Genomic DNA, 26,395 nt, shown 5'->3' on the forward strand with positions numbered 1-26,395 from the left:
TTTACTTATTCCTAGTGTGACAAATACATTCCTCTCCGCCATCAAATATTTCCTTTAAGTCGGATTTCATCTCCTTCAGAATTTTCTTATTGGCAATGTAATATATATTTTTTCCTTCTCTTCGACTAATAACTAGATTGGCATCCTCTAATCTTTTCATATCATTCGATAGTGTTGGTTGTGTTATATCGAATTGCTCTAATATCTCACAAGCACAAAGTTCATCACAAGATAACATATCTATAATTTCTAATCGCTTTGGATCACTCAAAACTTTTAATTTTTTTGATATCTCTAGATATTTATTTTTCATGGAAACCTCCTTCATCTTTTCATATAAAATTATACAAAACATATAGAAGGTTGTCAATGTGTTTCCCTTTATCTCTTAAAATTGTTTCCTTTTCACCATCTCAACTCATTTATACCTATAAACTTGCCTTATCGCTGTCCATTATCCCTGGCTTTATTATTGAGCTATATTCTCTACTCTTTCTAAGATTATCCTCATAAAGATTTCTCCTAGCTGATTTTTGTTTATGATTTTCATAATATACTGATCATTAGCCTGATACTATCTTCCTGTTCACTCCACCTAAAGTATTCGCAGGGAATACAGACTCTGCAATAATTTACAAATGGACTATTTCCTCCAAGTAGCATTTAAAGCAAAAAAATTAGGCTTTTAAGATTTCTTCTAGAGATCCTAAAGGTCGCCTGTTTCAACAGTCTTATAAGCTATTTACTCATTTTTTTGACATCAAGACTATCCTGATGATAACCCTATATCAAGAAATAGGTCTTAACGCTCGTTGCAGAGCGAAAAATAGCAAAGGGAATGTTGTTTGCTGATAAAGCCTAAGGCACTACAAGCTGGGTTTTGTATTACAATTTGTTTCCACTTTCATCAAAAAGCTTCTTTAAAGCTTTCTCAGTAGAAATCACAATTACAATAAAACTCATCATTTGAATCATGGTAATACCAAGTCCTATCCAGCCTATCCTATCAATTGGTTTACTACTCACTGTAGGCATAATGGCAATGGCTAATATCAAGGAAGGGAAAAACATATACAAGGAAATTTTTGAGGAATATTTTTGAGCGAAATCCCATGTATCTTGATTTTTCATAGACCGTTTTGATCTATATCCACTTACATTATTAATTGTTTTAAGTTTTGGGCATAGATACCACATTAATAATAGTGCTGCAGGTATCAACAAGGTAGCTATAAACATAAACATCCAAAATCCCATATTTTACAATTCTCCTCCAACTTCAAATTTTGTTATTTGATAATAGTAATACAGATTCCAAATAAAGTTAGGTTAATTCCAATGATAAATTCTACCAATCCCACTTTCTTGGCATATTGTTTTGTTTTCCTTCCTGCTTTATAACTTCTTCAAAACCGTTGATTAGGTTGTACTTCTTTTGAAAATAAATCTTATATCCAAATGTAGTAAATGCAACACTGAGCGTCACTAGCATAATTTTTAAAAGAGCCCTTAAGTATACCTCCTCCCTAAGTCATTTTTTGTTGCACTTGACAATTCAAGATAGAGAAAAAGCTTTTTACCTACTCTGCTGTGTTCGTACAAGTCTTATAGGTTTTATCTAATAGAAACTTATAACTTGCCAAGCTTGATAAACTTAGATGGTTGAACATCATTATTTAATCAAATGACTACTGATTCTATCAAATGTTTCTTCTCTTAATTTCCAAATACCTGCATAGGGCTGCTCAACATAACTACTATTTTTGTCTTTATATAAATATACAAGGCTTGGACTTTCTTCTGCATTTTTATGATGAAATTTAAGGATAATATAATCATTTATATTTGTGGGTTGATCATTAACACTTTCTCTACCAGTATCATTAGTACTTTCCTTAATCTCTTCAATTATGCTAGATATTTCATCTTGATTCTCAATTTTCAAACTTTCTTCTGAAGTGGTTTTCATAATTTCAATTTCTTTTATTTCTTCGGCTTTTGGTAGGTTTATTTTTTTATTACTAGCATTTTTATTACTAGCATTTTTATTACTAGCACATGCAGTTAATGACAAAATAGTGATTAAAACGAATGCTATTCCAATATATTTTTTCATGGTTTTCATCTCCATTTTCGATTTCTTGTAATGCTATCTCAGCACAATTATTTTCTTTTTTAAGTCTGATTTACCCAATTTCTTTTGAAAGAATAGCTATTGCTTCCACGTGGCTTGGGTGTTAGTGTGGATAAGGTTTAATATTTCTCAAAAACCTCATATGTGGGAATATGTTAATCAATAAGCATCTTATAATTATTATATCATTTTAGAACTAAAAAAACAGCCATACATAATGCTCATTGAAAGAAAAACTGGTTTAGAATTCTTTAAATTACATGGTAAAGGCTATGAGTTTAATGCTCACAGCCTTTTACTTATATACTCTTGAAAGTATTATCTGAGTTTTCGTTTATTGTTTTAAGACCACTTTTTATTGATACTAAAACTCCTGCAATCATAAATACAAATACTACTATTAGAGGGATATAATTTATATTTGCTATAAGACCTTTTATCGCAAATTCTAGTTCATAGTTGCTCCTGTAGGCTCTAAGTGCAATTCCAATAATAAACATAAAGATATATGCCAAGAAAATATTTTTAAATAATATTTTCCCCTCTCCGAAGATCATCTTTTCCATTTGTTTTTCTGTCATACCTGCTGTTGATAGAAGTTTAAAGTCATTGGATCTTGACCTAAGGTTGCCTTTAAAACTATTATAGGCATTGGAAAGAGCGATTGTTATTAGAATGATTTGAATAGCTAGGTTTAAAAGTCTTTCATTCCTTGTTTGCTCTTTGCTTGCTGCTTCTCTTAAAATTTCTGTAGCTGTTCCATGGTCAGACTTTGGTACATAATTTGAAATTACTTTTTCGGCATCTTCAAATACTTTTTCCTTGTTTTTTTCAGCCTTTATTTTTACAAAATAATAGTAAACAGGATCTGATTTATCTATTCCATACTCATCAATAAATTTCTTCATATTACTTGTGCTTGTGTAGATGGGTATTTCATTATTATCATAAGCTTCTAAGTCATAAGGCATTTCATCAATACTTGCGTCAATTTTTATATTTATTGGTTTGCCCTGTGCATTATATTTTAAAGTAATATCTCCAAATCCCTTATCAGAAATTTTTATATACTCACTAAAAGCATACGGAGTTTTATTATCTTTTCTTATCTTATTAAGCAATAAATAAGATGCATGAGAGATGTTATTTTCTTTTAAAAGCTCTTCAAAATCTTCATCTGTTAAAGCATATATACTAGCATATAGTCTATCATTTTCTATTTTGCCACTAGCTAAAGAATCTTTTAAATCTTTAGAAATTAAATCTTTATTATCGTCAAGGTAAAACTTAGTGTCATTTCTTTGATATAGGTGAAGCTCTTTTATTCCGTCAACTTTTTCTAAATCAGCTAATAAGTTTTTATCTAAATTCTTATCAGTGTAAATACTTGAATTAAAATTGTAAGGACTTTTATAAGAGTTATATTTTTCGTTCAAAGTTCTATAGGACTGGCTAACTAAAACTGTAGTCAGTACAAATGCAGAAAGAGCCATTGAAATTACAATAATTCGATAGGTTGAGCGATAAGACCTGTAATAATCTTTTGCCAAAGTCTTTTCTATAGGTCCATTTATTTTTGATTTTCCTAATTTTATATTTTTTTCTGTAATCCCATTTAAACCTTCTATTATCTTTAATTTTGCACTTTTCCTAGCAGGGATTGTCGCAGATAAATATACTGTCAAAAGCGATAATAAAATAATTATTAAAATAGAAGTAGGATCTAAATAAACTAGGTGAAAATCTGGTGCCTTAAAACTTTCTCCAATTATCTCAGACATATTCTTATAGGATACTGAGTTATTAAGCCACATTAAATACATTAATAAGTTTGCGAAAACCCAGGATAGAAGTGTACCTAAGGCTACTGGCAATGCAGATAGCTTAAAGGCTTTCTTTTTTATCATTTTTTTAACTTGTTTTGCAGTCATACCTGTGCTTTTTAATAGGGCAATTTCTTTTAAATCCCTATTGTTCCATACGTTAAATGCACCATAGATAATAAAAGCAAATAGAAGAACTAGAAAAAAATACGCACTATACTCTTCTACAGCAGATTTTATCACTGACTTAGGCGGAAATATTCCTTGAGGATAAATCAACTTATACTCTAAAATATCTGTATTATAAGATAGTCTTCCTATGTCTATTGAAGACTTCTCGTCTATATTCATAGTAGATAAAATTTCCCTAGTCTTTGTATAAGTATCTCTTGGATGCTTATACCATATTAAGGCTTCTAAACCTCCATTATTTTTTAATAAGTCCATCTTTTTATCACTATCAGCCATAGTAAGTAACATAGACTTTTCAAAAGAATATCCATAATCATCATAGGCTCCAACTATGGTATAAGTTTTATCACTTGCAGTAATTTTAGAGCCTATATCATAAGTTTTATTCTTTGTTAAAAATCTTTCTGGTACTATTAGTTCATTTGAATTATTAGGTTCTCTTCCTTTTTTTATTTCGTAGCCAGTTAATAGGTTGCTATATTTTCCATTTTCATAAATATTTGCATTTAAATCTGTCTCTATGATTTTATTAAAGGAAATTTTTTCTATATCCGTATCATTTATTAATTTATCATATAGTTTTTCATCAACTTCAGTAATTGCTACATGGTAGTCTCCAATAGTTTTTCTTACGTAGTTATACTTGTCATTTTTTAAGGATCCTACAATAAATACAACTGTACCTAGCAATATAACTGCTAAAAGTATGGAAATTTTAATAGCAAAACTGTCTTTCTTATTATTTTTTACAGCTCCATCAGCTAGGTCATTAATAATTTTCATAAGTTTCATCTCCTAAGAAATTTAACCTACCATCTACCATTCTATAGACCTTATCACAAGAATTTGCTACTTTTTCATCATGAGTTATTATCATAATTGTAGAATTTAATCTCTTATTTACAAGTCTGAAAAGTCCTGTGATTTCTTCAGAATTTTTTCTATCGAGATTTCCTGTAGGCTCATCTGCTAAGATTATTGCAGGTCTTGTAATCAAACTTCTGGCAATAGCGACTCTTTGTTGCTCTCCACCGGATAATTGTTTTGGATACCTATCAAGCTTTCCTTCTATTCCTAGTATCGATAAAATTTCCTTTAAATATTCGTCATCTGCCTTTTTATTGTCTAACAAAAGAGGAAGTAAAATATTTTTTCGAACGTTGATGTTTGGAATCAAATTAAAAAATTGATATACAACGCCTATATTTCTTCTGCGAAAGATTGTCATCTCATCTTTGTTAAACTTAGTAATATTTTTATCTTGAATAAAAATATCCCCACTTGTTGGTTTATCAACTCCTGCAAGTAAATGAAGTAGTGTAGATTTGCCAGATCCACTGTCTCCAATGATGGCAACTAGGTCTCCTTTTTCTAGTTCAAAGTTTACATTTGAAAGGGCATTCACTTCTACTCCGCCCTTATATGTTTTTGTTAAATCAACTGTTTTTACTATATTCATATTGTATCCTCCTTAACTTGTCTATATAATATTAGACTTAAGTGACTGGAAAGTGACTAGAATAAAAATCCACCGGCGTAGCCGGTGGTTTTTCTCTTGCGGCCCAAAGGGCCTTTTTTACTAGCTACGTCTCAAGGGCGCCTGTGGTTTACCACACGCAATTTTTACTTGCTACCCCTTAAAGGGGTCTAAGTTGTCCATTGTTACTTGTCCACTTAATTCATCTTCTTTAAGTTGACTTTTTATATATTCTTGGATTGCTTTTGTGTTTTTACCGGCTGTATCTACATAATATCCCCGACACCAAAATTGTCGCCCTCTATATTTATATTTTAAGCTTCCCCATCGTTCGTAAATCATGATGCTACTTTTTCCTTTTAAAAATCCCTTAAAGCTTGAGACGCTTAATTTGGGTGGTATCTCTAAGAGCATATGCACATGGTCTGGGCAGACTTCGGCTTCTATTATATTTACTTCTTTCCAACTACACAATTCTCTTAAGATTGCTCCTATCTCTAATCTTTTACTCCCATAAAATACTTTTCTTCGATATTTTGGAGCAAAAACTACATTATACTTACAATTCCATTTTGTATGTGATAAACTATGGGTATGATTCAAATTCATAAAAACCTCCTGTTTTTTTGTGTTTTGGTAAACCACAAACTTATTCTAACATGGGGGTTTTTATTTTTTATCGCTAAAGCTAAACGAAAACCCCCGGTCTAATAGAGTGACCCCATAAAGTTGGACCTAATCGAGTAAGCATTTCGCTTACTCGATTTTGTTTTTACATAACATTCGTTCTATGCGGATTGCATGCGTTCACGGTATTGCTTTGGACTTAGACCTCCTAACTTTTCTTTGATTCGATCTTCGTTGTAGTAACGGATATATTGCTCAATTGCCTGCACCAGTTCTTCACGACTACGGTAATTGTGGCCATAGTAGATTTCTCTTTTCAATAGGCTAAAGAAGTTTTCCATAGGTGCATTGTCATAGCAGTTGCCTTTTCTTGACATACTTTGGAAAATATGATGTTTTTCTAACATGGCTTGGTATGCGGTCATTTGATAACCCCAACCACGATCGGAGTGAAAGGTCCGTCGATAAGGACAGGCCTTTGTTCGCTCAATGGCTACTTCTAAACCTTGCAGCATGGTGACTCCATTGGGCTGATCGGATAGGACGTAACTGATGATTTCCAGGTTGTACATGTCCATGTAGGGGTCGAGATAGAGTTTCTTTGTTTGAAGTTTCCCGGTCTTATCTTCTTCATAGTATTTAAATTCTGTGGTGTCTGTGGTAATTTTTTGCAAGGGGATGCTGGTATTGAACCGGCGGTTGATTCGGTTTTTCTTGATTTTCCCCACGACGCCTTTGTAGGAATTGTACTTCTTGTATTTCTTACCATAGGAGTGGACTTGAAGACCCATGTCTTGGACCAATCGTTGCACTTTCTTTTTGTTCACCACCTGGCCCCGGTTCTTTAATTCCAGATGAATGCGGCGATAACCATAGTCTTTGTGTTGGCTCCGAATGACAAGGATTTCGTCTTTTAAGGATTGATCCTTGTCTTCTTCGGACCATTTTTTCTGCCAATACATAAAGGTGGACTTTGGGAAATGGATGGCGGCAAGAATCTCTATTAGTTGGAATTGTTCTCGGAGTTTGGAGACAATCTTCGCCTTTTGTTCATTGCTTCTTCTTTCTCCAAACTCCTGAGCTGTTCCCAGAACATCTTTTGAATGGTAAGTTTCCGATTTTCTGCCTCTAATTCTTTGATACGATTTTCCAATGCTTCGCGTGTGGAGGCGTCGATGGATTCGCTTTTCTTTACAGTTTTTGGTGGTTGGTTGTGGTCATTTTTCTTTGTCACAGGTCTCCCTCGCTTATGCGGGAGCAGCCCCTCGATGCCCTTCTCTCGGTACTGTCTTCGCCAATTGACAATCATGGACGGATTCGTCAAACCGAGTTCGAGGGCAAGTTGTCGGTAGCTGCATTCGCTCGTTTCATAGCGTGTAATAGCTTCTAACTTAAACTCTACACTATACGCACGATTATTTCTAGAGCGCATTAAGCCTTCATCGCCATAATTTTTGTAATTGCTAATCCATAGCCTGAGAACGGACTTCTCGATTTGGTATTTCATTACTAAGGCTTGATAACTTGTTTTACCACACAAGTACTCCTCGACGATTTTCTTCTTCAGTTCGTAACTGTATTTTGCCATTAAAAGACCCCCAAAGGTTGGATTTCTTGGTCCAACTTTTGGGGGTCAGTGCATAGACCGGGGGTTCTTTATTTGAAGGAAAGGATCTAATTTTTAGGATAGGCTAAAAAATGCAAAATAAGAGTAAAAGATTTTAAAATTTACTTAGGAAGAGGACTATTTTTTATAGAATCCAGTTAAGAAAGGTTGAAGGCCTTAAAAGCAAACCTCAGTAAAAAAAGTTGAAAAATCTTGTTTTTTAAAAAATCAAATAGGCCCAAATGAGTTAATTTAATAAATACCATGTTCAAAAAAATAAAAAATATTTTAGATAAATTAATAAAAAACAGATAAAAACCAGTATTCATCTTAGTTTAACCCATATATTTAAAACTTGAAAAATGAATCACATTTACTAGATTAAAAATAAAATTGTGTTAAAATATAGGGTATGTTAATTTTTCTTTAGAAGTAGAAGAAAACTTTCCTAAGGAGAAGGTAGTCAAATAAGTAGGTTTAGGCAGCTTGCAGATGGAGGAGGCGACTTTCAAAAAATCTGCTGGACCTAAACCAAGAAGATCTTTTAAGCTTAATTTTAGGCTAATCCTTGCAAAGGAAAAGCTTGATTTAAAAGAAAGAATATGGTTTGAAGTGGATCTTTAGATCCTAGAAGTTTTGAAAAATCTAGACTTGATGACTTTAGCCTTATTTGAAAATTCTCCCAAGAAAAGACTCTTTTATTTTTAAAATAAAATAATAAGGTAAGGTGAATACATGAAGAAGTTTACAAAATTTATCTCTTACCATCCCAGATTGGTTCTTTTTATAACGACTTTACTTTTGATTCCATCAGCCATTGGATATAAAATGACCGCTGTTAATTATGATATTTTAACCTACTTACCACAAAATTTAAAATCAACAGAAGGCCAGAATATATTAGATAAAAACTTCAACAATGCTGCGACAGGAATGCTCATTTTAAAGGGGACAGATCAGGATGCAGAAAAGCTCAGAGAGGAAATTTTAAAAATCGACGGAGTTGAAGACGTTGTATCAAAATCCTCTATTGTGGGAAATAGTGTGCCGGATGAATTTTTACCAGATAATATAAAAGACGTGTTTTATGCAGAGGACTCCACCTTGATGCTGGTTAAGTTTAAGAATTCTGCCTCGTCTTTTGAGACCATGTCGGCTATTGACCAGATTAAAAATCTTGAGTCTAAGGAAAAGTATTTAAGTGGGATCTCATCCCTGGTGAAAGACACCAAGGATGTTATTGACAAAGAAACTCCCATCTATGTAGCCCTAGCAGTAGTTTTGGGCTTGATTGTTTTGGCCTTGACCAATGAATCGACCTTTATCCCCTTTGTCTTTATCTTGACCATAGGGTACGCGGTTGCCTATAACTTTGGGACTAATATCTTCCTGGGAGAAATTTCCTATATAACCAAGGCCATCGCTGCTATTTTGCAGCTGGCTGTTACCATGGATTACTCCATCTTTTTATACCACCGCTATGTAGAAGAGAAAAAATATAAAGAAAATAAAAATGCGGCCATGGATGTGGCTCTCCAAGAGACGATTTCATCTCTTTTTGCTTCATCCCTAACCACCTTTGCCGGCTTTATTGTCCTTATTTTAATGGAACTAAGCCTGGGAAAGGACATTGGTCTTGTTATGAGTAAGGGGGTAGTGATTGGCCTGTTAACAACAGTGACTGTACTACCGGCCATGCTCTTACTTGTGGAAAAACTTGTTTTAAAATATAACCATAGGGTTCTGCTGCCTTCTTTTGACCGGCTTTCAGAATTTAACATCCGTCATAAGAGGATTATCTTCATGGTTTTTCTTGGACTTTTTATTCCAGCCCTTATAGGGTCTTTAAATACCAAGGTTTATTACAACCTGGACCGGTCCCTGCCCCAAGACCTGGATTCTATTGTGGCCTTGAAGAAGATGAAAAAAGATTATAACATGGCTACCACCCATTTTATTGTTGTCAAAGACAACCTATCCAATACAGCCTTGGATTCCTTGATTGATGAACTAGAGGAAGTCGATGGGGTCAATTCTGTGTTGGGGACCAACACCATGACAGGAGTGGCCTTGCCAGAAGAAATCCTTCCCCAAAAGGTGACGGATAACTTTGCCAAAGATGGCTACAAGATGATTATGGTCAACTCTGAATACCAAACAGCTTCCGAGAAAGTTAAGGCTCAAATTCAAGAAATTCGGAGAATTATTAATAAGTATGATCCAGAGGGATATTTAACCGGAGAAGCAGTTTTAACTGATGACCTAACAGTTATTTCCAATAAGGACTTTAAACGGGTAAACATTGTTTCCATTGCCGTAGTTTTCTTAATTATTGCCCTGGTTTTCAAGTCTTTTGGGATACCGATTATTTTAATTGCGGCCATTGAACTGGCCATTCAAATCAACATGGGGCTCCCCTTTTATATGGGGCAGACAATCCCCTTTATCACGTCCATTATTATCGGCGTTATCCAGTTGGGATCTACCATCGACTATTCCATCCTGATGACCAACCGCTTCCTGGCAGAATACCAAACTTTAGGAGATGTGGACGAAGCGTTAAAACTGGCCACCAAAGAAACCTCCAAGTCCATTGTAACATCGGGACTTTCATTTATGGCGGCAACCATTGGTGTGGGCTTCTATTCTAAGATGGAAATTGTCTCGACCATTTGTACCTTTTTGGCTAGGGGGGCAATCATTAGTATGATTGTCATTATCCTATTCTTACCGGCCGTTATTTCCGTCAGCTTCCCATTGATTAAGAAAACCACAAAAGGATTAAATTAAAGGAGTGTAAAATGAATAAAAAACTAGAAAAAGCCATGGCTTTGGGGATTCTATCATCCATGCTTTTTAGTAACACAGCCCTTGCGGCAGCAAGCATCGTAAATAAGAGTGAAACAGTTTATGTCATTAAAGAAAATGGTCAAAATAAGGATAAGATTGTCTCTGTTTGGTTGAACTCTGACCAAGGGGTCAAGGGTCAAGACAAGACAGACTTAAAAGACATTAAAAACCTAAAAAGTGACCAAAAGATTAAAGAAGAAAATGGCTATATCCATTGGGATGAAAATTCCAAGGATGTTTACTACCAAGGAAAAACCACAAGAGACCTTCCAGTAGACCTACAATTAGACTTTTATTTAGATGGGGAAAAAACAACAAATCAGGACCTAAAGGGTAAGTCTGGGCACTTAAAAATTGTCCTGTCTGCTGAAAATAAGAACTACGTCATTAAAAATATTGCTGGTAAAAAAACCAAGGTTTATGCCCCCTATGTTGTTATGAATACCATGAGCTTTGATGAAAGTGTAGCTAGTAATATCAAGGCAGAAAATTCGAAAGTTGTAAAAGATGGGAAAAATGAAGTGATTAGTAGTGTATTGACACCAGGCTTGACAGAAAACTTCCAAGACCTATTGGAAGATATCCAAATGGAGGATTTTAAAAATCAAGTTACCATAGAAATGGATGTCAAGGACTACCAACCCATTGAAAGTTATGCAGTCATTTCCAACGAGCTATTCCAAAATAAAGCCAATATAAAATCCATCAATGAACTTAGGGATGGGATTCAAAAATTACAAGATAATGCCCAAAAGCTTGTGGATGGATCCATGAAATTAACGGATGCCCAAGAAAAAATCAACCATGGCATTCAGGACATGGATGGGGGAGTCCAAAAGTTAAATAAGGGATCCCAAGAACTTTACGACAAGTCCGGCGAATTGGAAAACAAGGTGGAAGAAGTTATTGACAAGGTCAAACCCATTCCAGGCTATGCCAAGAAGATGGCCAAGGGAGGCGACCAACTGTCCTCAGGAATTAGCGCCTATACTTCCGGCGTGGGCAAGATGAATGCCAATACAGGCAAGATGAAAGATGGAGCAAGGCAACTAGCCCAAGGGTCTCGGGACCTGGACAATGGTTTGGGCCAATTAAAGGGCGCCACCAGCCAATTGCGCTTGGGATCTAAGAAATTAGAAAAAATGGAAGGATTAAAGGTAGATGTGGCTGCCAAGATGGGGGCCCTAAGAGAGGGGATAGGCCAATTATCCAAGGGGGCTTCAAGCTTGGAAGCTGGCATTGGACAAGCCCAAGCAGGGGCAAATATCTTGGCCAATGCCAATGGAGACCTTAATAATGGTATCCAAAAAATCAACAGCCAAGTCCAAGCAATTTCCCTTCCAGCGGGACCAGGTGCCGATATGGCTGGTCAAGTCCAAAATATTGTGGAAAAATCTAGCTCCATTCAAGGATCAGCAAATCAAATCGACCAAGTCATTGGCCTTTTAAGAGAAATCGATGACCCAAAAGCTCAAGCTGCCATTGTCTCCCTAAGTGGGTCTTCTAAAAATATTAAGATGGCTGCAGAGAGTATCCAATCCTCTGGTAGAAATCTGGCCAAGGGGATGGGAAATTCCTCTAGCAGTAATCTGGGTCAACAAGTTCAAGCCCTACAAGTAGGTATGGATCAATTAGCCACTTCCTCTCAAAAACTCAATGAGGGAATGAAGAACTATCCAAATAAGTTTGATGCTTTAAAGGATGGAGCGGCCGGTTTAAAACAAGGAGCCGATAGAATAAATCAACAACTGGGACAAAGCATGCAAGATCTTGATGGGAAACTGGACACCTCTGAACTGATGCAATTGGCCGATGCACTTGTTAAATTGGATGTAGCCACAGGCCAATTAAAGGATGGGTCCAGTAAGTTGAGACAGGGAACCGAACAAAGTGAACAAGGAGTGGACACCTTGGCAGATGCCATTGCAGAGCTGGATTCTAACTCTGCCAAGTTAAATGAAGGTGCCAACGACTTGTCCAAGGGACTTAATGAATTTAGTGAAAAATCCATTATGTTTAATGAATTTCCAAAATTAAAGAGCCAAGGAATTACCCCTATGAGAAATGGGATTCATGAATTAAACTCAGGAATTTCCAGCCTTGGAGATGGAACCATCAAGCTGAAAAATGGGGAAGAAATCTTAACCCTATCTATGAAGACATTTTCTGAAAAATTAGCAGAATTCAAACAAAAGGGGATTGATGAGCTGGATCGAAAGACCAAGGACCTACCAGAAACCAAGGAAATTATTGACACTATGTCAGACTTGGCCAAAAAGGACACCTCCTTTACTGGAAGCAGCCAAGGTTTCAAGACCAAGTACCGTATTATTGAAAAAATAAAATAAGAGCAAGCCCTATAAATAGTTGAAAAAAGCCTAGAAAGAAATTTCTTTCTAGGCTTTTTTATTGACTTAAAATTTCTTTCCAAGTCAATAAAAAAACCAGCGGCTGACCTGAACCCGTAAACACGGAACAATTTAATAATATTTTAAGCGGAATGTAATCTGTACATAACAGGGGACATTCCGTTTAATTTTGTTTTAATCCTATCCTCATTGTACCATTTAATATATTTTTCAATATCATTTATCAAATGTTCATAACTTTTAAAATCTTCCCCATAAAACATTTCCTGTTTCAAGATTCCAAAGAAGTTCTCCATTGGAGAATTGTCTAGACAATTGCCTTTTCTTGACATACTTTGTGTAATATTCATTTTTTCTAGTTTATTAGTCCAAGAGCTATGTTGATAATGGAATCCTTGGTCCGAGTGTATAGTTAAATCTTTAATGTCTCTATTTTTTTCTAATGCTTTTTCTAGCATTGTATTTGTTAATTCTATTGTTGGGTGATAACCTAGCGTATAGCTTATTATTTCACTGTTGTATAGGTCTAATATTGGTGATAGGTATAGTTTTTTTTCTTCACCTTTTATTCTAAATTCTGTTACGTCTGTTAACCATAATTGGTTTGGTTTACTTGCTTTAAATTGTCTATTTACAACATTATTTGCAACCTTTCCTATTTGCCCTTTGTATGATGAATATTTTCTTGATCTAGTTTTAAATTTGGTGCATAGCAAAAATTCTTCTCTCATTATTTTTAAAACTCTTTTATGGTTGACATTAAGCCCTTTATTTTGTAATACTTGAGTCACCCTTCTGTAGCCATATCTACCTTTTGATTCTTCAACTATGCTTGTAATTTCCCTTCTAATTTCTTTGTCTTTATCTACTGGATTTTCTAATTTTATTTTCCATTCGTAGTAGGATGATTTTGGTAACTCAGCTATTTCTAGCCATTCACTTATCTTGCTTTTTGGATATTCTTTTATTAACTTGAGGATTATCTTTGTCTTTTCCTTGCTTCTGCTTCCTCTTCCAGTAGCAAGGCTTGTAGCTTTTTTTCGTATATTATCTTCATTTTGAGAAGTCTATTTTCTTCTCTTAATCTTATTAATTCTTCTCTTTCACTTTCGTTTATTGGAGTATTAAGTTTAGACTTTTTATTTGATTTAGTCATATCTTTACTAGGCCTTCCTCTGTTATCTTCTAACCCAGAAAGACCACGCTCTTGATAAGTTTTCTCCCACCTGTATATTATGGATTCATTTACAAGGTTGAAATGCTCTGCAGTCTCTCTAAGCGAAGTATTCTTGATTTGCCTATATTGTATTACAGATAACTTAAATTCACTAGTGAATTTATTGTTTTTTAACTTTTTAGATAAGTTATCAAATCCTCCTGACTTGTATTTTTCTATCCAGTTTTTCAAAGTTCCATCTGGAATATCATATTTTTTAGCTACCTTTTCACGCCCGCCTGTTTCTCCTGATAAATATTCTAGCACTAGTTTTATTTTAAATTCTTTTGTGTATTTTGGCATAAAAAAACCCCTCCATCCGTATTCCGGATTTTGGGGTTCAGGTCAGATTCAGGCCAGGACATTACCCTAACGGCAGATAATAAAAAGGTCCAAGACCCTTGGACCCCTATCAAACAGCCAGCAGACTATGCCGATCAAGGAGAAGCCAAGCAAGATCAAGGAGAAGCCAAGCAAAGAGAAATTATTGAAGAAGGCAGAAAACGTGGTGAGGAAGCTTTAGAAAAAGCTGACTTAGAGAAAAATCCACTTCCTTCTGAAGATAAAGACACCATCATTAAAAGAGCTAAAGGCTTTATTAATGATACTTTATTTAAAGTATTCGGCAAATTGACTCTTGGTACAGAAGACTCCGCCGTCTATATCGACGGAAACAAGGATGAGGCAAAGACAGAATTATCTGACCGAGGCACTGTCATCGATGTAAACGGAGAGCTCGTGATGAAAAATGCCGTCATTATGAATTCTTATAACAAGCACGGCTACACCGGCCCCATTCGCGTCAACTCTGGCGGAAAGTTCACTATGGAAGGAGGAAGAATTTCCAAAAATACTTCCTTCGAACAAATTGACCAAGACTATACTCGTCCTTTTGCAGCAGGTGCAGTTTATGTTCGTCCAGGTGGAACCTTCACCATGACCAACGGTCTGATTGACAACAACCACGGTGGCCTGACTGGTGGTGTTTTTGCAGGAGACCTTTGGGGGGCTAGCGGAGATCCTGCTGTTGTGAATATTAGTGGCGGCATCATTGCCAATAATCTCTCAGCTACCCGTTTTCAAATGGGCGGCGGTCTCAACGCTTTTCCCAAGTCAAAACTTACCATTACCGATGGGATTATTGCTGGGAACAAGTCTTTTGGCGTTGGTGGTGGAATTGGAGTTTCTTCCCAATACATCGGCAGTCCCAGCAATATCTTGGGCAGGGAAAAAGCTACGGTAAATACAAACTACAAAGAATTCATTAAAACAAACAAAGCCGAAGCCTTTATCGACGGCGGCTTGATCTACAAGAACAGGTCCATCACATCCGGTGGCGGAATTTATGTAGACTCCAATGATGTCAAGCTCGGCAAGACCATGATTCTAGACAACAAGGCCGGGGAATTCGGCGGCGGTATTTACGCCTCCTTCCCGCCCATTACCCAAAAATTGGAAAATATTCTAATTACGGAAAACAAAGCACAAGGTGGAATTACATCCAGCATTATCGGCGGCAGCAATGGCGGCGGTCTTTGGAACTGTCCAACAGGCTTTGTCCATATCGGCGACGGCCACAGCGTCTATGTCTACAACAACGACTCCGGAAGCTACGGCAAAGACATTACTTTTTCCAAAAAGACGTGGTATTTCAAATTAAACGAAACAAATCTTGAAGGCGAATTCTATTCCCACATTTCTCCCGTGACGAAAGACAAAAACATCATAAAGTTTTTGGAAGACGGCTCGAAGAAAGACGAGGGCGTGGACATTCCCGAACGCCTCTCCTACCATAATTTGGTCACCCACTTAAAGGCCATTTATAGTGAAGCGCTTATAAAGGAAGCCTGGAAAAATTCCCAAACCTTTGTTTTGGGCAATCAGGCCCGTAATGGCGGCGGCGTCGGCTCCAATGCCAATATCACCTCGCCGAAGGACGAAGGCGAATATGCCATCGAGTTAAACAAAAAATGGAACGAACGAATTGCAAAATCGGACATTCCGAAAGAGATCAAGGCGGATCTCTTCATCGTCCCCTTGGATAAAGACGAAAACTATGTCAAAGCAAATTACGGCAAAGACAATTCCCTTTTCAAATACGGCGAAATCACCCTGAGTGAAAAAAATAATTGGCACAGCCGCTTCGACACCAATTACTTTAACGGCGCCAACAAAGAGGAAATTTTAAAGAAACTCGGCATCAAGAATTTCTCCGACATCGGTTTACCCGACGGCGCTTACCAAATGGATAAGGGCCTGCCCTTTACGGCAAAGGAACTGGAAGAAAAAGGCTACAAGTATTTAGTCGTCGAACAAGGGGACGACTTCCTCGTGAAGTATGAGGAAGAAAAACCCCAAGATGAAAAAATTGTCCCGGCCGGCGTACTGGAAATCACCAGAGAATACAATGACCGATATGACGATGCGGACGTTCGTGTAGATAAAGACCTGTACTTCTATCTTTACGACCCGGAAAAACAAGTATTGACCCGTCTTGGCAAAACAACCATTCGTGAGGACGAGAATACGAAGGGCGTCGGCAAAGCGACTTTTGCTCACCCTCTCTTGTCGAAGAAGGTGTCGGAATATAAATATTACGGCACCTACCGGAAATTTACGGAATACGAAGGCTGGGGCGATGTCGAAGGCTATCACAATCGGAATAGCGGCTATGCCATTGTCTTGACAGAAAATAAAGATGGCACCTTAACCGTGGAAGTCCCCTATCTGTGGCTTAACGATTATTATGAAAAGGTCGGCTTTACCGCTCTTCAATTAGATAAGAAAGCGGACTATAAGCCGGAGCCGAAGACCCATAGCTTTACCCTGACCAACTATCCCCTCTCGAAATTGGACGTAAAGAAAAGCTGGACAAACATTAAAGAAGAAGACCGGCCCGACGCCATCGACCTCTACCTTCTCTTCGACGGCAAGCGCATCGTGGAAGGCTACGACGAGAAGGGTCAACCCATTTACAAAAAGATCACCCTTACGGCAAAGGACAACTGGGAAGGCAGCTTTGAAAAATTAAATCCTGAGGCATTGTCCGCCGGCAAGTACACCCTCGAGGAAGATTCGGACATCTTTGCACCGGAATTTATTAACAAAAAAGAAAAGTTTAAAATTCGCATCGGCTATGCCAATACGCTTCGCGAAGAAGGCCAGGCTGAAAACGAATCAACCACGACAGGGGGACACTTTAAAGGCTATAACTATAAAAATGAAGACGGAACCATGAAGGGTGTAAAATTAAATTTATACCTTGACGGCAAAAAAATAGACACCAAAGAATTTACTTTTACCGTCGATTATATGCCTGAATATAATTTGACCTTCTACGACCTTAAGAAAAATGTTGTCTTTAAAGAGCTTGAAGTTGAAACCTACGGCCAACCCATCCCGGTGAGATACTATGATGTCATCACCAATGAAACAAACATGGACGAATATAACTTCTATCTCAAGAAAGACGAAAGCGGAGCCTATGCCCTCTATCTTCCACGCCTGGTCATTAACGGCGTCCCCTATGCCAATTTATTTATGGCAGAAAAGTTAGAACCCAATCCTCCCTATGATTCCCATGAAAAAACTAGCCTAATCAGCCCTTTGAGTGGAGATGGAAAATATCAAATCATGGTTGAAAACCATTATGGCCCCAACCATGAAATTGAGATTTTGAAAAAATGGATTGCTGAAGATAATCAAATTCCTAAAGAGATTACAGTCATTGTCACAGATGAACTTGGACAAGTCCAAAAAATTAAACTCACCAAGGAAGATGGTTGGAAAAAGGTCTTAGAAAACCTAAAAGGAACCCTTCGAAAGAAAGGTTATACTATCAAGGAAGTTGAAATTCCAGGATTTACTGGAGAAATTAAGACGGAAAAAGCTGGACTAAAAATTACCGGTAAGGATAAGGATGGTAAGGCAATTACCTTGACCTACATGACTTCTGAACTTAAAGAAGTTTTAGCAAAGGGTAATTACCGCTATGAAGTATTCACACTTGATGCCAAGGATAAAGAATTTAATTTAGAAAATATCGATTCTTTTATCAAAATTGAAAAACAAGCAGATGGTAGGTATATCATCCGTTATGCCAAAGACTTAATGTTGACGGAAATTCTAAACGTTCAAGTGAAAAATACCCATAAACCACCGGAAACTCCACCAGAGACACCTCCGGAAACTCCACCAGAGACACCTCCGGAGACTCCACCAGAGACACCTCCGGAAACTCCACCAGAGACACCTCCGGAAACTCCACCAGAGGTTCCACCGGAAACTCCTCCGGAGACTCCACTTATGCCGGTAAAACCACCAAGTAAAACTATTCCAAAAGCCCCTAAAACGGGACTTGCCGATCATAGTATTTATGTATTTTCTGTGGTCCTTTGCCTTTTAGGCCTTTATGCAACAAGAAACAAAAAAAGAAGTTTTTGATTAGCAAAGATTTTAGCTCTTGCTAGATTTCAGGGTGGGGACCCTTCCCCACCCCTTCTTTATGCCCGAAAACCTATCCAAGATAGTTTTGAACGAACCTTTATGGCCTCCAAATATAAATCCTTACTCCCTTCTCCCCCCTAAACTTCTAGCCTTTTCCTTCTAACTATATTATAATTTAAGCTAGAATATAAGGAGACGCTTATGGACGAAAAAAGAAAGTTTAAATTTATTTTTTGTGCCTTTACACTTTTGATGCTTATTGGCATCGTGGGTTATATGTATCTATTGAAGGTGTCTTTTGTGGATGCCCTCTATATGACTGTCATTACCATATCTACTGTAGGTTTTGGCGAAGTTGGTACCACCAGTAGCCAATCGGAAATTTTTTCCGTCCTTATGATCTTTTTAGGTGTGGGGATTGTTGGTTATGCCTTTACAAATATCGTAGCTATGTTTGTGGAAGGAAAGGTTGTAGACTTGTGGAAAGGAAGTAAAATGAACCGAAAAATTTCCGCCTTAAGTGACCACTATATTATTTGTGGGTCGGGAGAATTGGCCGAAGTTATTATCAAAAAATTTATCGATGAGAATTTAAATTTTGTTGTTATTACTGATAACCAGCAAGACTTGGACGACTATAGTCACCACAATATTTTAGTTGTGGAAGGCCAATCTACAGAAGAAAGTGTTTTGGAAGAGGCTGGAATTGACCGGGCCAAGGGGCTTCTTGCCACCTTGGATACAGAAGTGGATAATATTGTCACTGTCCTTACGGCTAGAAATCTCAACAAGGACATCTACATTATTGCCAATTCCACCAGTCAGTCTGGCAATGCAAAGTTGTTAAAGGTTGGGGCCAACAAGACCCTATCTGCCGTAGAAATTAGTGGCAAGAGGATGGCTTCCTTGATGATTAAGCCCAACATCATCTCCTTTTTGGATGTGGCTACACGAATTGGAGATGTGGAGTTGGACCTAGAAGAGGTCATTGTTAAAAGAGGGTCTTATCTTGAAGATAAGAATTTAATCCAAGCCCAAATCCCTAAAAAACCGGCCTTATTGTCCTGGCCATCAAAAAGATTGAGGATGAAAAAATGCTCTTTAACCCCCCAGTGGACTATACCTTAAAAATTGGCGACGTCCTGATTGTCCTGGGCCGGGAGGACCAGGTGGATAAGTTAAGACACTTGGGTGATGAGATAAAAAATATGGAGGAATAACCCCTTTTCCTACAAAAAAGCTCTTGAGATTTATAAGTCTCAAGAGCTTTTTTGTAATAGCTTCCCTGGTTCTTAGAAGGATAGGATTTCAAAGGCTGTCTCTTAATCTCTCTATCCTTCCTATTCTAACCATCCAATCCAAGAGGATTAAATGATATTGAATTCTTTTAACATTTCTTCGATATCTGTCCCCTTGATGAGTTTGGCAACTTTCATCTTTTGGAGAGGAGATAGGGGAAGTTTTGGTTTTTTGCCGTCAGACAGGGCTACCATTCCATTTAAAAGGTATCTTATGTCATATCTTGAAGCAAAAACTTCCGGAACCGCCTTTTCTACACCGCAAAGGACATAGACAGCTTCCATGGCTGTTCTTCCAGAATATTCTGTTGTAAATACCGTGTCTCTTCCCGGATCATCTAGAGTTTCTGCAAATTGTCCTAGAAAAGCAAAGTTTACTCCACCCTTGGGAACGACATAGGGTCTGTCGCCAAATTTTCTAGGCATGAATTGGGCTGTGATGTAGGGCATCATAACAGGAACTGCAGTACAAGTTTCAGCTAGGTCATCAATTTCTCCTACTGGAACACCAAGGTGATAGAGCCATTCTTTGGTGATTTCCTTTCCTGTACAATCCCGCATTTTCTTCTTGATATAATCTCCTTCTACGTCTGTAAATAAGCCGTAAACCCAAACAGCAACATCATTTTCAGGTTGTTCAGGATATTGACCTTGTCGGTTGATGGTCCAAGACATTAACCAACTGGAGTCAACGCAAGTTACGATACCACCAGTTACTGTCTTTCCACCATAGGGACTTCTTTTAGTGATCTTTTCAATATATTTTGCTACAGATTCATCGTGGCAGGTCACAGTACAAGATTCCCAGTTACTCTTTTCAACATCAGAGCAGAAGACTTCTGGATTTCCAAAATCATCTGATTTCTTGGCGATATTTTTCCACATTTCCCAGCAACCACTTTGTTCATCACTTAGTTCTGCTGGTGTATTGTCATCCCCATAGCTTGAATTTTCAGTCATGGACCCGTTGGTAATAAATAAGAGGTCATTTTCTGTTAGGTCAATAGACTTATCATTTCCATCCTTGTCTTCAGCGATGATTTTTGTTGCTACTTTTTTATTTTCTGAAATATCAAAGTCCACATCAGTTACCTTGATATTGTATTGGAATTTGCATCCATGATTTTCAAGATACTTAACCATGGGTTTTACAATAGAATTGTATTGGTCATATCTTGTAAATCTAAGAGCAGATAGGTTGGTAAGGCCTCCAACATGGTGGATGAAACGGTTTAAGTAGAGCTTCATTTCTAAAGCAGAGTGCCAATTTTCAAAGGCAAACATGGTCCGCCAGTAGGTCCAGAAATCTGAATTTAACAAACCATCTGAGAAAATATCTTCTATTGCCTTGTCTTGAAGAGCTTCATCACTCATCACGCAAAGTTCTGCAATTTCTTTAACTTGGTCTTGGGTTAAATTAAATTTCCCATCATCATAGCGTTGCCCTTGCTTGTGGGTAATACGACAGTTACTGTAGTTGGGGTCATCATAATTTGTATAAAAGTAAGAGTCCAGAATGCTCATTTCAGGATCTTCCAAGCTTGGAATGGAGCTCCAGATGTCCCATAGACATTCAAAGTGTGCTCCTGTTTCCCGGCCACCCCGGGCAACATAACCTCTAGTATCCATATATTGGCCATCTAGAGATCCTCCTGGTATATCCATTTGTTCTAAGAAGGTAATTTTCTTTCCTTCCATATGAGCATCTCTAATTAAAAAGCAAGCAGCTGTTAAAGAGGCAATCCCAGTCCCTACTAGGTAGGCTGTTTTTTCTTCAATCCCTTTAGGCTTTCTAGCCTTTACCAATCTTTGAAAATCACCATTGGTTAAGGTCAATCTTTTATCATAAGTTTTAAGTTCCATCATATCCTCCTTTGATTGTTCTTTATCGTTCCTTCTGTCTTTATTAAAGCACGATTTCGATAAAGTATCATCTACCAAAAGAGGACAATTGGGTTATTTTTACTCAAGATCAATCTTTTGGGTAAACTTTTTTAAACCCTCACTTCTTTTTAAGGATAGTAAAATATTTCCGTCCATCAATTCTCCCATCCTCCGAGTCACTGCCTTGGGATCGGTCTTCATATCTGTAGCAACCCATTGAATCAAGGCACTACTTAGGGCACATTGGTAAAAATAGGCAATCAATTTGACATCCGTTTCTTGGGCCCTGGTCATTTCCGCCTGGCGACTGACATACTTGTTCATAATCTCCCCGGAGATAGAAAAGACATACCTCTCCAGGTCAATCTTATAGTCCGATTCATACATATGCTTGATGGCCTTTTTATTGTCCAATATAAATTTGGTCGCTAAAATAAACCCCTCTTCCCAGGACAGGGTCTCATTGTATTCTTCAATAACCTGGTCCAGCTCTTCATCAAAGATTTCCTTGATTAATTCCGTCAGGTTTTCATAGTGGTAGTAAAAAGTCTTTCTTTCAATTTTACATTGTTTGGCCAGTTCTGTTACCGTCACATTATGGAGCGGCTTTTTATTTAATAGCTTGATAAATTCCGACCGGATTAGGTCCTTGGTATAGTTTTTCGCCATGGGGCACCTCTTTCTAGATGGTTGGTCTATCCTATATATGCCCTTTTTTCCCCTATTCTATCCAAGAAATATCCTGGAAAGAAGACGACCTTTTTATTTTTCCATGGTAAAACCGACTTATTGGTATACCCACTTATAGTCCTTATATATTTTATGAAGCAAGTCTGAAAAGTCACTAGATTTAGAGATCATGAGTCCATGGCTGGTATTTTTCATGAGATACAAGTCTTTTTGTGGTGACTTTAGCTTATGGAAATATTCCTCTGCCAATTTGTAATTGGCCTGGTAATCCATATCACCATTGATATTCACATAGGGGACTTGATATACATATTTCCCCCTTAGTGAAAAAGACTTAAATTCATCTGTTTTAAAGAAATCGAGATAGACCTGCCTGTCTCTTTGTAAGAAAGAAATCCAGTCCATGATGGAATAATTGGGATTAAACAAGAGCGTCGTTCCGATAAAGTAGTCCATTCCATCCTTCATTACACTATACCCATACTTTTTTAAAATCTTATTTTTTGCCTCAATGGAATCCCTTGTAATTTCTTCTGGATGTATCTTTTCGATAAGTTTTTGTGTTTCTTCATCGTTTTTTCCCCATTTACAAGCCTCCGCTATAAAAGCTTTTTCATTTTCTACAATATCAACAAGCTGACCTGCTCCAATAAACAAATTATAATAATCAGGATACTCCAGGACCAAATTGGCTCCATAAATGGACCCCCAAGAATGTCCCAGAATGCTTATCTTATCTACTCCCATATAAGACCGGATAAACTCCGTTAACTCTTTTCCGTCCTCCAGAAAAATTTCCTTGGTCAGTTTTATCTTGTTTTGCCTTTGATTATAGCTTTTACCGCAATTTCTTTGGTCCCAGGTGACAACTGTGTAGATATCGGCCCATTTTCGAGTAAAGGCATAGTCAATTTCACTTGTTGAAGACCCAGGACCACCGTGCAAATAAAGGAGTACCGGATTGCTTTTATCCTTACCATAGATATTGATCCATTGTTTGCTTCCATTAATATCTAGGTACATGGACTCATTGATACCATTCTTGGGTAGGCGTTTGTTCCACAAGCTGCCAAGGGTGTGGAGGCTAAGAAGCACCAGGATTAGAATTCCTAAAATAGATAAAATTCTTTTGAATACCTTCATTTTTCTCTCAACCTCCTTTAAAGCGCCCAAAATTGATACATTTCAAACATTAGGATCACTAAGCCTTGGCCTATGGCCAAAAGTATAGTTATAAAAAATGTATGCTTTTCTTTCTTTGGGGCCTCTTCATAATACTTTTTCATGGCTTTAAAAATAGTAAACCCCGTCCATATGACTAGGACACCGAAGATGGCACTTTGTATCTTATAAGACTCTGGACTACCTATGTCCCCTGTTCTATAGCCCTTGTTCAGCCTGGTAAAAACAAGGCCTAAATTTATAAAGGCCAGGCCCATAAAGGCAGAAATCTCATAAGAATATTTTCGAAGTGGATTCCCTGGTCCTTGTCTCTTTTTCTTTTTTATAGAATCCATAATCACACCCCCAATGATGAGGTGCAATATTCCATAAATACCTGCAATGATAAAAACAAGCATGCACAAGATATTGGTCAAGGCCTTAGGAGTGGAAATAATAAAATCTGAAAATTGGGTCTCCACGATTCCATTTTCCTCATACCACCAGTTTCCCAAGTCTTCTTCACTATAAGAGCTTACGCCTAGAGCGCCTAAAAAGGACAAGGGCCCTTTAATGATTCCCCTAGTATTTAATATCAGCCCCTTAGGGACTTCTCTTTTGATTTGAGCTAGCTTTGAATCTTTGAACTTTCCAAAAATAAGGTCGTACATATCGTAATTATAGGTAGTTTCATGGGCCTGGTTTGTCATTAGGACCATACCAAGGCCACTCATAGGGTCAAATTGCAACATAGATGAGCAGCCAAAGGTGTTGCCTCCGTGGCCAAGGGTCCTTACTCCATATTCACTTGGCAAAAAACCATGATTGTTTTTAGGAATTTTTGTTGATCCATAAAAACTTGTGGGACTGTACATTTCTTTTAAGGTCTTTTGATTTTTAAATAAGGGGGATGGATGCTGCGCATCAAGTGTAAGAGCCTGGGCAAATTTTGCCAAATCCCCTATTGTCCCCATTGCACTACCAGCTGGATAAAGGTAGATATAGTAGATTGTGTTGCCATCAATGTTTTCACCTTCAATATCATAGCATTTTAACTTCAGTCTTTGATGAAAGACCCAAGCATTGTCTCTATATGTAGGACTGATAGAACTGTATTTCATATCAAGTGGTTGAAAAATATTCTTGTGGACATAATCTACATAATCCATGCCAGAAACCCTTTGGACGATAAAGGCCGCCAGGGCTGCACCCCAATTGGAGTAAGTTGTGTAGTCCCCAGGGGAGTAAACCTGTCTAGGCTGTCGAGTTCTTAAGGCTTCTTCTAGGCTCACCATATCAGAGGCATCCTTGGTTTGGATAAAATAAGTATCTTGAAAACCAGCTTGGTGGTTCATCAAATCTAGCATGGTTATGGGCTTATCAAAAGTCACATTCTTAAGAAAACCATCCGGCAAATAATTTTTTATATCCACCTTTAAATCTATTTTCCCCGCCTCATAAAGTTGCATGACACTAACCCATACTAGGAGTTTAGAAATAGACCCCCACTCGTAAACAGTCTCGAGATTCGATTTTCGTTTTCCTTCCTTGTCCATATAGCCGAAAGAATTTTCATAAATAATTTCATTCCTATCGTAGACAATGACATTCATTCCACAGGTAGTTTTTTCATGGTCATGGACGTAGTCTTCTATGGCTCCAGCTAGGTCCCTATAGCTAAGTCTAGAGGGTAAAGTTTTTTCAGTTGCCTGGACTGAACCGATTTGGGAAAATACAAGATGAAAGACTAGGCTTAAGACCAAGATATTTCTAAATAATTTTTTCATCTCCCTCTCCCTCTTTCAGTTTCAATAAATAGGGACAATAAATAGCCGCCACAAGGATTGTAGCAAAAATATATCCCCATTTAGACAGGACACTTTCCTGGGCAAATTTGGAGAAAGCATTCACCATCCCATGGGCAAGGATACAGGGAATAAGACTTTTACTCTTATAGACAATACTTGTAAAGAGAAAGCCCCAAGCAATGGCAAAAATAATCTGAAGGATGGTCTCCAAATTAGCTTGTCCAGCAAATAAGTTGACAATGTGGCCTATGCCAAAGGTCACAGAAACAATCACGATGGCCTTGACCGCCCCATCCTTTGCCAGAATTCCTTGAAAGAGAAAGCCCCGGAAGATGACTTCCTCAATATAGCCTATCAAAAGCATAGACAAGACCGCCCAGACCTGAGCAAGGCCAATATAAGATAGTTCAAAACCTCCCCATAAGTTCCCTGTTGTGAGAATCCAGACCGGGATAAAATACAAGTAGCTTCTCGTCCTTTTGGGGTAGGTGTCCAGACCGTACTTTGCCTCCAGATGGTATTTTTTTATAAAGACTGTAATTCCCGTAGCAATCAAGACAAGACTTAGGAACATAAAAGGACTTTCATCTCCTAATTGCCCCCGAATTGGAATGGACACCAGGCAATAAATCATAATCCAGACCAGGGCAAAAGAAACTTCATTTGTTTTATATAGGCGGTGCATCATTTTCTCCTCTTCATCCATGGATTTCCAAACCTTCCAATTTAAAAAGTGGATTTTTTATTCATCCCCACTTCCCCGAATGTATTTCAATTATAGCACCTTTTTCTCCTTCTAAAATAGCTATATTAG

At 37.5% G+C, this 26,395-nt stretch carries 18 protein-coding genes and 1 pseudogene; 4 read left to right on the top strand and 15 right to left on the bottom strand.

Going from position 1 to position 26,395, the window contains the following annotated elements:
• Position 1: 1 nt before the first annotated feature.
• The 8 genes from CS898_RS07355 to CS898_RS10080 all read right to left on the bottom strand — a co-directional run bounded on the left by CS898_RS07355 (position 2) and on the right by CS898_RS10080 (position 7,841).
• Entirely contained in the window at positions 2 to 313 is a 312-nt protein-coding gene (locus tag CS898_RS07355; RefSeq protein ID WP_072469096.1) for an ArsR/SmtB family transcription factor, read from the bottom strand.
• A 572-nt stretch (positions 314 to 885) separates the two neighbouring features.
• Positions 886 to 1,257, bottom strand: a complete 372-nt coding sequence (locus CS898_RS07360; RefSeq protein ID WP_099208473.1) for an SdpI family protein — start codon at positions 1,255 to 1,257, stop codon at positions 886 to 888.
• Positions 1,258 to 1,672: 415 nt separating this feature from the next.
• A complete protein-coding gene (locus CS898_RS07370; protein WP_099208474.1) occupies positions 1,673 to 2,116 on the bottom strand; it encodes a DUF5301 domain-containing protein in 444 nt (147 codons plus the stop codon).
• 317 nt (positions 2,117 to 2,433) lie between these two features.
• Positions 2,434 to 4,932, bottom strand: a complete 2,499-nt coding sequence (locus CS898_RS07375) for an FtsX-like permease family protein (RefSeq protein WP_099208686.1) — start codon at positions 4,930 to 4,932, stop codon at positions 2,434 to 2,436.
• On the bottom strand, positions 4,919 to 5,608 hold the full coding sequence (locus CS898_RS07380) for an ABC transporter ATP-binding protein (protein WP_099208476.1): 690 nt from the start codon (positions 5,606 to 5,608) through the stop codon (positions 4,919 to 4,921). Before CS898_RS07380 ends, CS898_RS07375 begins: the two co-directional genes overlap by 14 nt.
• A gap of 171 nt (positions 5,609 to 5,779) precedes the next feature.
• Complete coding sequence (gene tnpA / locus CS898_RS07385) at positions 5,780 to 6,235, bottom strand: IS200/IS605 family transposase (RefSeq protein WP_099208688.1); 456 nt, start codon at positions 6,233 to 6,235, stop codon at positions 5,780 to 5,782.
• A gap of 179 nt (positions 6,236 to 6,414) precedes the next feature.
• A complete protein-coding gene (locus CS898_RS07390; RefSeq protein ID WP_234976017.1) occupies positions 6,415 to 7,344 on the bottom strand; it encodes an IS3 family transposase in 930 nt (309 codons plus the stop codon).
• Positions 7,257 to 7,841, bottom strand: coding sequence for a helix-turn-helix domain-containing protein (locus CS898_RS10080; RefSeq protein ID WP_009430289.1), 585 nt, complete (start codon positions 7,839 to 7,841; stop codon positions 7,257 to 7,259). Before CS898_RS10080 ends, CS898_RS07390 begins: the two co-directional genes overlap by 88 nt.
• Before the next feature lie 753 nt (positions 7,842 to 8,594).
• On the opposite strand from CS898_RS10080, the gene CS898_RS07395 reads away from it, so the two are divergent.
• Entirely contained in the window at positions 8,595 to 10,649 is a 2,055-nt protein-coding gene (locus CS898_RS07395; RefSeq protein WP_009430024.1) for an efflux RND transporter permease subunit, read from the top strand.
• Positions 10,650 to 10,660: 11 nt separating this feature from the next.
• Complete coding sequence (locus CS898_RS07400) at positions 10,661 to 13,057, top strand: methyl-accepting chemotaxis protein (RefSeq protein WP_099208065.1); 2,397 nt, start codon at positions 10,661 to 10,663, stop codon at positions 13,055 to 13,057.
• A 143-nt stretch (positions 13,058 to 13,200) separates the two neighbouring features.
• Here the strand turns inward: CS898_RS07400 and CS898_RS07405 are convergent, their stop codons facing one another.
• Together CS898_RS07405 and CS898_RS07410 are read right to left on the bottom strand one after the other, a co-directional pair.
• Positions 13,201 to 14,124: an IS3 family transposase gene (locus CS898_RS07405; protein ID WP_143614556.1), complete on the bottom strand. Its 924-nt coding sequence runs from the start codon at positions 14,122 to 14,124 to the stop codon at positions 13,201 to 13,203.
• A complete protein-coding gene (locus CS898_RS07410; protein WP_099207798.1) occupies positions 14,058 to 14,597 on the bottom strand; it encodes a helix-turn-helix domain-containing protein in 540 nt (179 codons plus the stop codon). Before CS898_RS07410 ends, CS898_RS07405 begins: the two co-directional genes overlap by 67 nt.
• A 30-nt stretch (positions 14,598 to 14,627) precedes the next feature.
• On the opposite strand from CS898_RS07410, the gene CS898_RS07415 reads away from it, so the two are divergent.
• The gene (locus CS898_RS07415; protein WP_099208690.1) at positions 14,628 to 18,737 is read left to right on the top strand and encodes a Cna B-type domain-containing protein; all 4,110 of its coding nucleotides are present in this window, start codon (positions 14,628 to 14,630) and stop codon (positions 18,735 to 18,737) included.
• 204 nt (positions 18,738 to 18,941) lie between these two features.
• Positions 18,942 to 19,960 (top strand): annotated as a pseudogene (locus CS898_RS07420) (potassium channel family protein).
• A gap of 147 nt (positions 19,961 to 20,107) precedes the next feature.
• Here CS898_RS07420 and CS898_RS07430 read toward each other — a convergent pair.
• The 5 genes from CS898_RS07430 to CS898_RS07450 all read right to left on the bottom strand — a co-directional run bounded on the left by CS898_RS07430 (position 20,108) and on the right by CS898_RS07450 (position 26,269).
• Positions 20,108 to 21,901: an oleate hydratase gene (locus CS898_RS07430; protein WP_009430316.1), complete on the bottom strand. Its 1,794-nt coding sequence runs from the start codon at positions 21,899 to 21,901 to the stop codon at positions 20,108 to 20,110.
• Positions 21,902 to 22,000: 99 nt separating this feature from the next.
• Positions 22,001 to 22,591: a TetR/AcrR family transcriptional regulator gene (locus CS898_RS07435; protein WP_099208693.1), complete on the bottom strand. Its 591-nt coding sequence runs from the start codon at positions 22,589 to 22,591 to the stop codon at positions 22,001 to 22,003.
• A gap of 117 nt (positions 22,592 to 22,708) precedes the next feature.
• Entirely contained in the window at positions 22,709 to 23,755 is a 1,047-nt protein-coding gene (locus tag CS898_RS07440; RefSeq protein WP_099208695.1) for an alpha/beta hydrolase, read from the bottom strand.
• 17 nt (positions 23,756 to 23,772) lie between these two features.
• A complete protein-coding gene (locus tag CS898_RS07445; protein ID WP_099208696.1) occupies positions 23,773 to 25,560 on the bottom strand; it encodes a serine hydrolase domain-containing protein in 1,788 nt (595 codons plus the stop codon).
• Positions 25,544 to 26,269 carry a CPBP family intramembrane glutamic endopeptidase gene (locus CS898_RS07450; protein ID WP_234976045.1) on the bottom strand — a complete coding sequence of 242 codons (726 nt, stop codon included), beginning with the start codon at positions 26,267 to 26,269 and terminating at the stop codon, positions 25,544 to 25,546. The genes CS898_RS07445 and CS898_RS07450 overlap by 17 nt, the downstream gene beginning before the upstream one ends.
• Positions 26,270 to 26,395 lie beyond the last annotated feature (126 nt).

The sequence above is a fragment of the Urinicoccus timonensis genome, from assembly GCF_900232945.1.
In the GTDB taxonomy this organism is placed as follows: Bacteria; Bacillota; Clostridia; order Tissierellales; family Peptoniphilaceae; genus Urinicoccus; species Urinicoccus timonensis.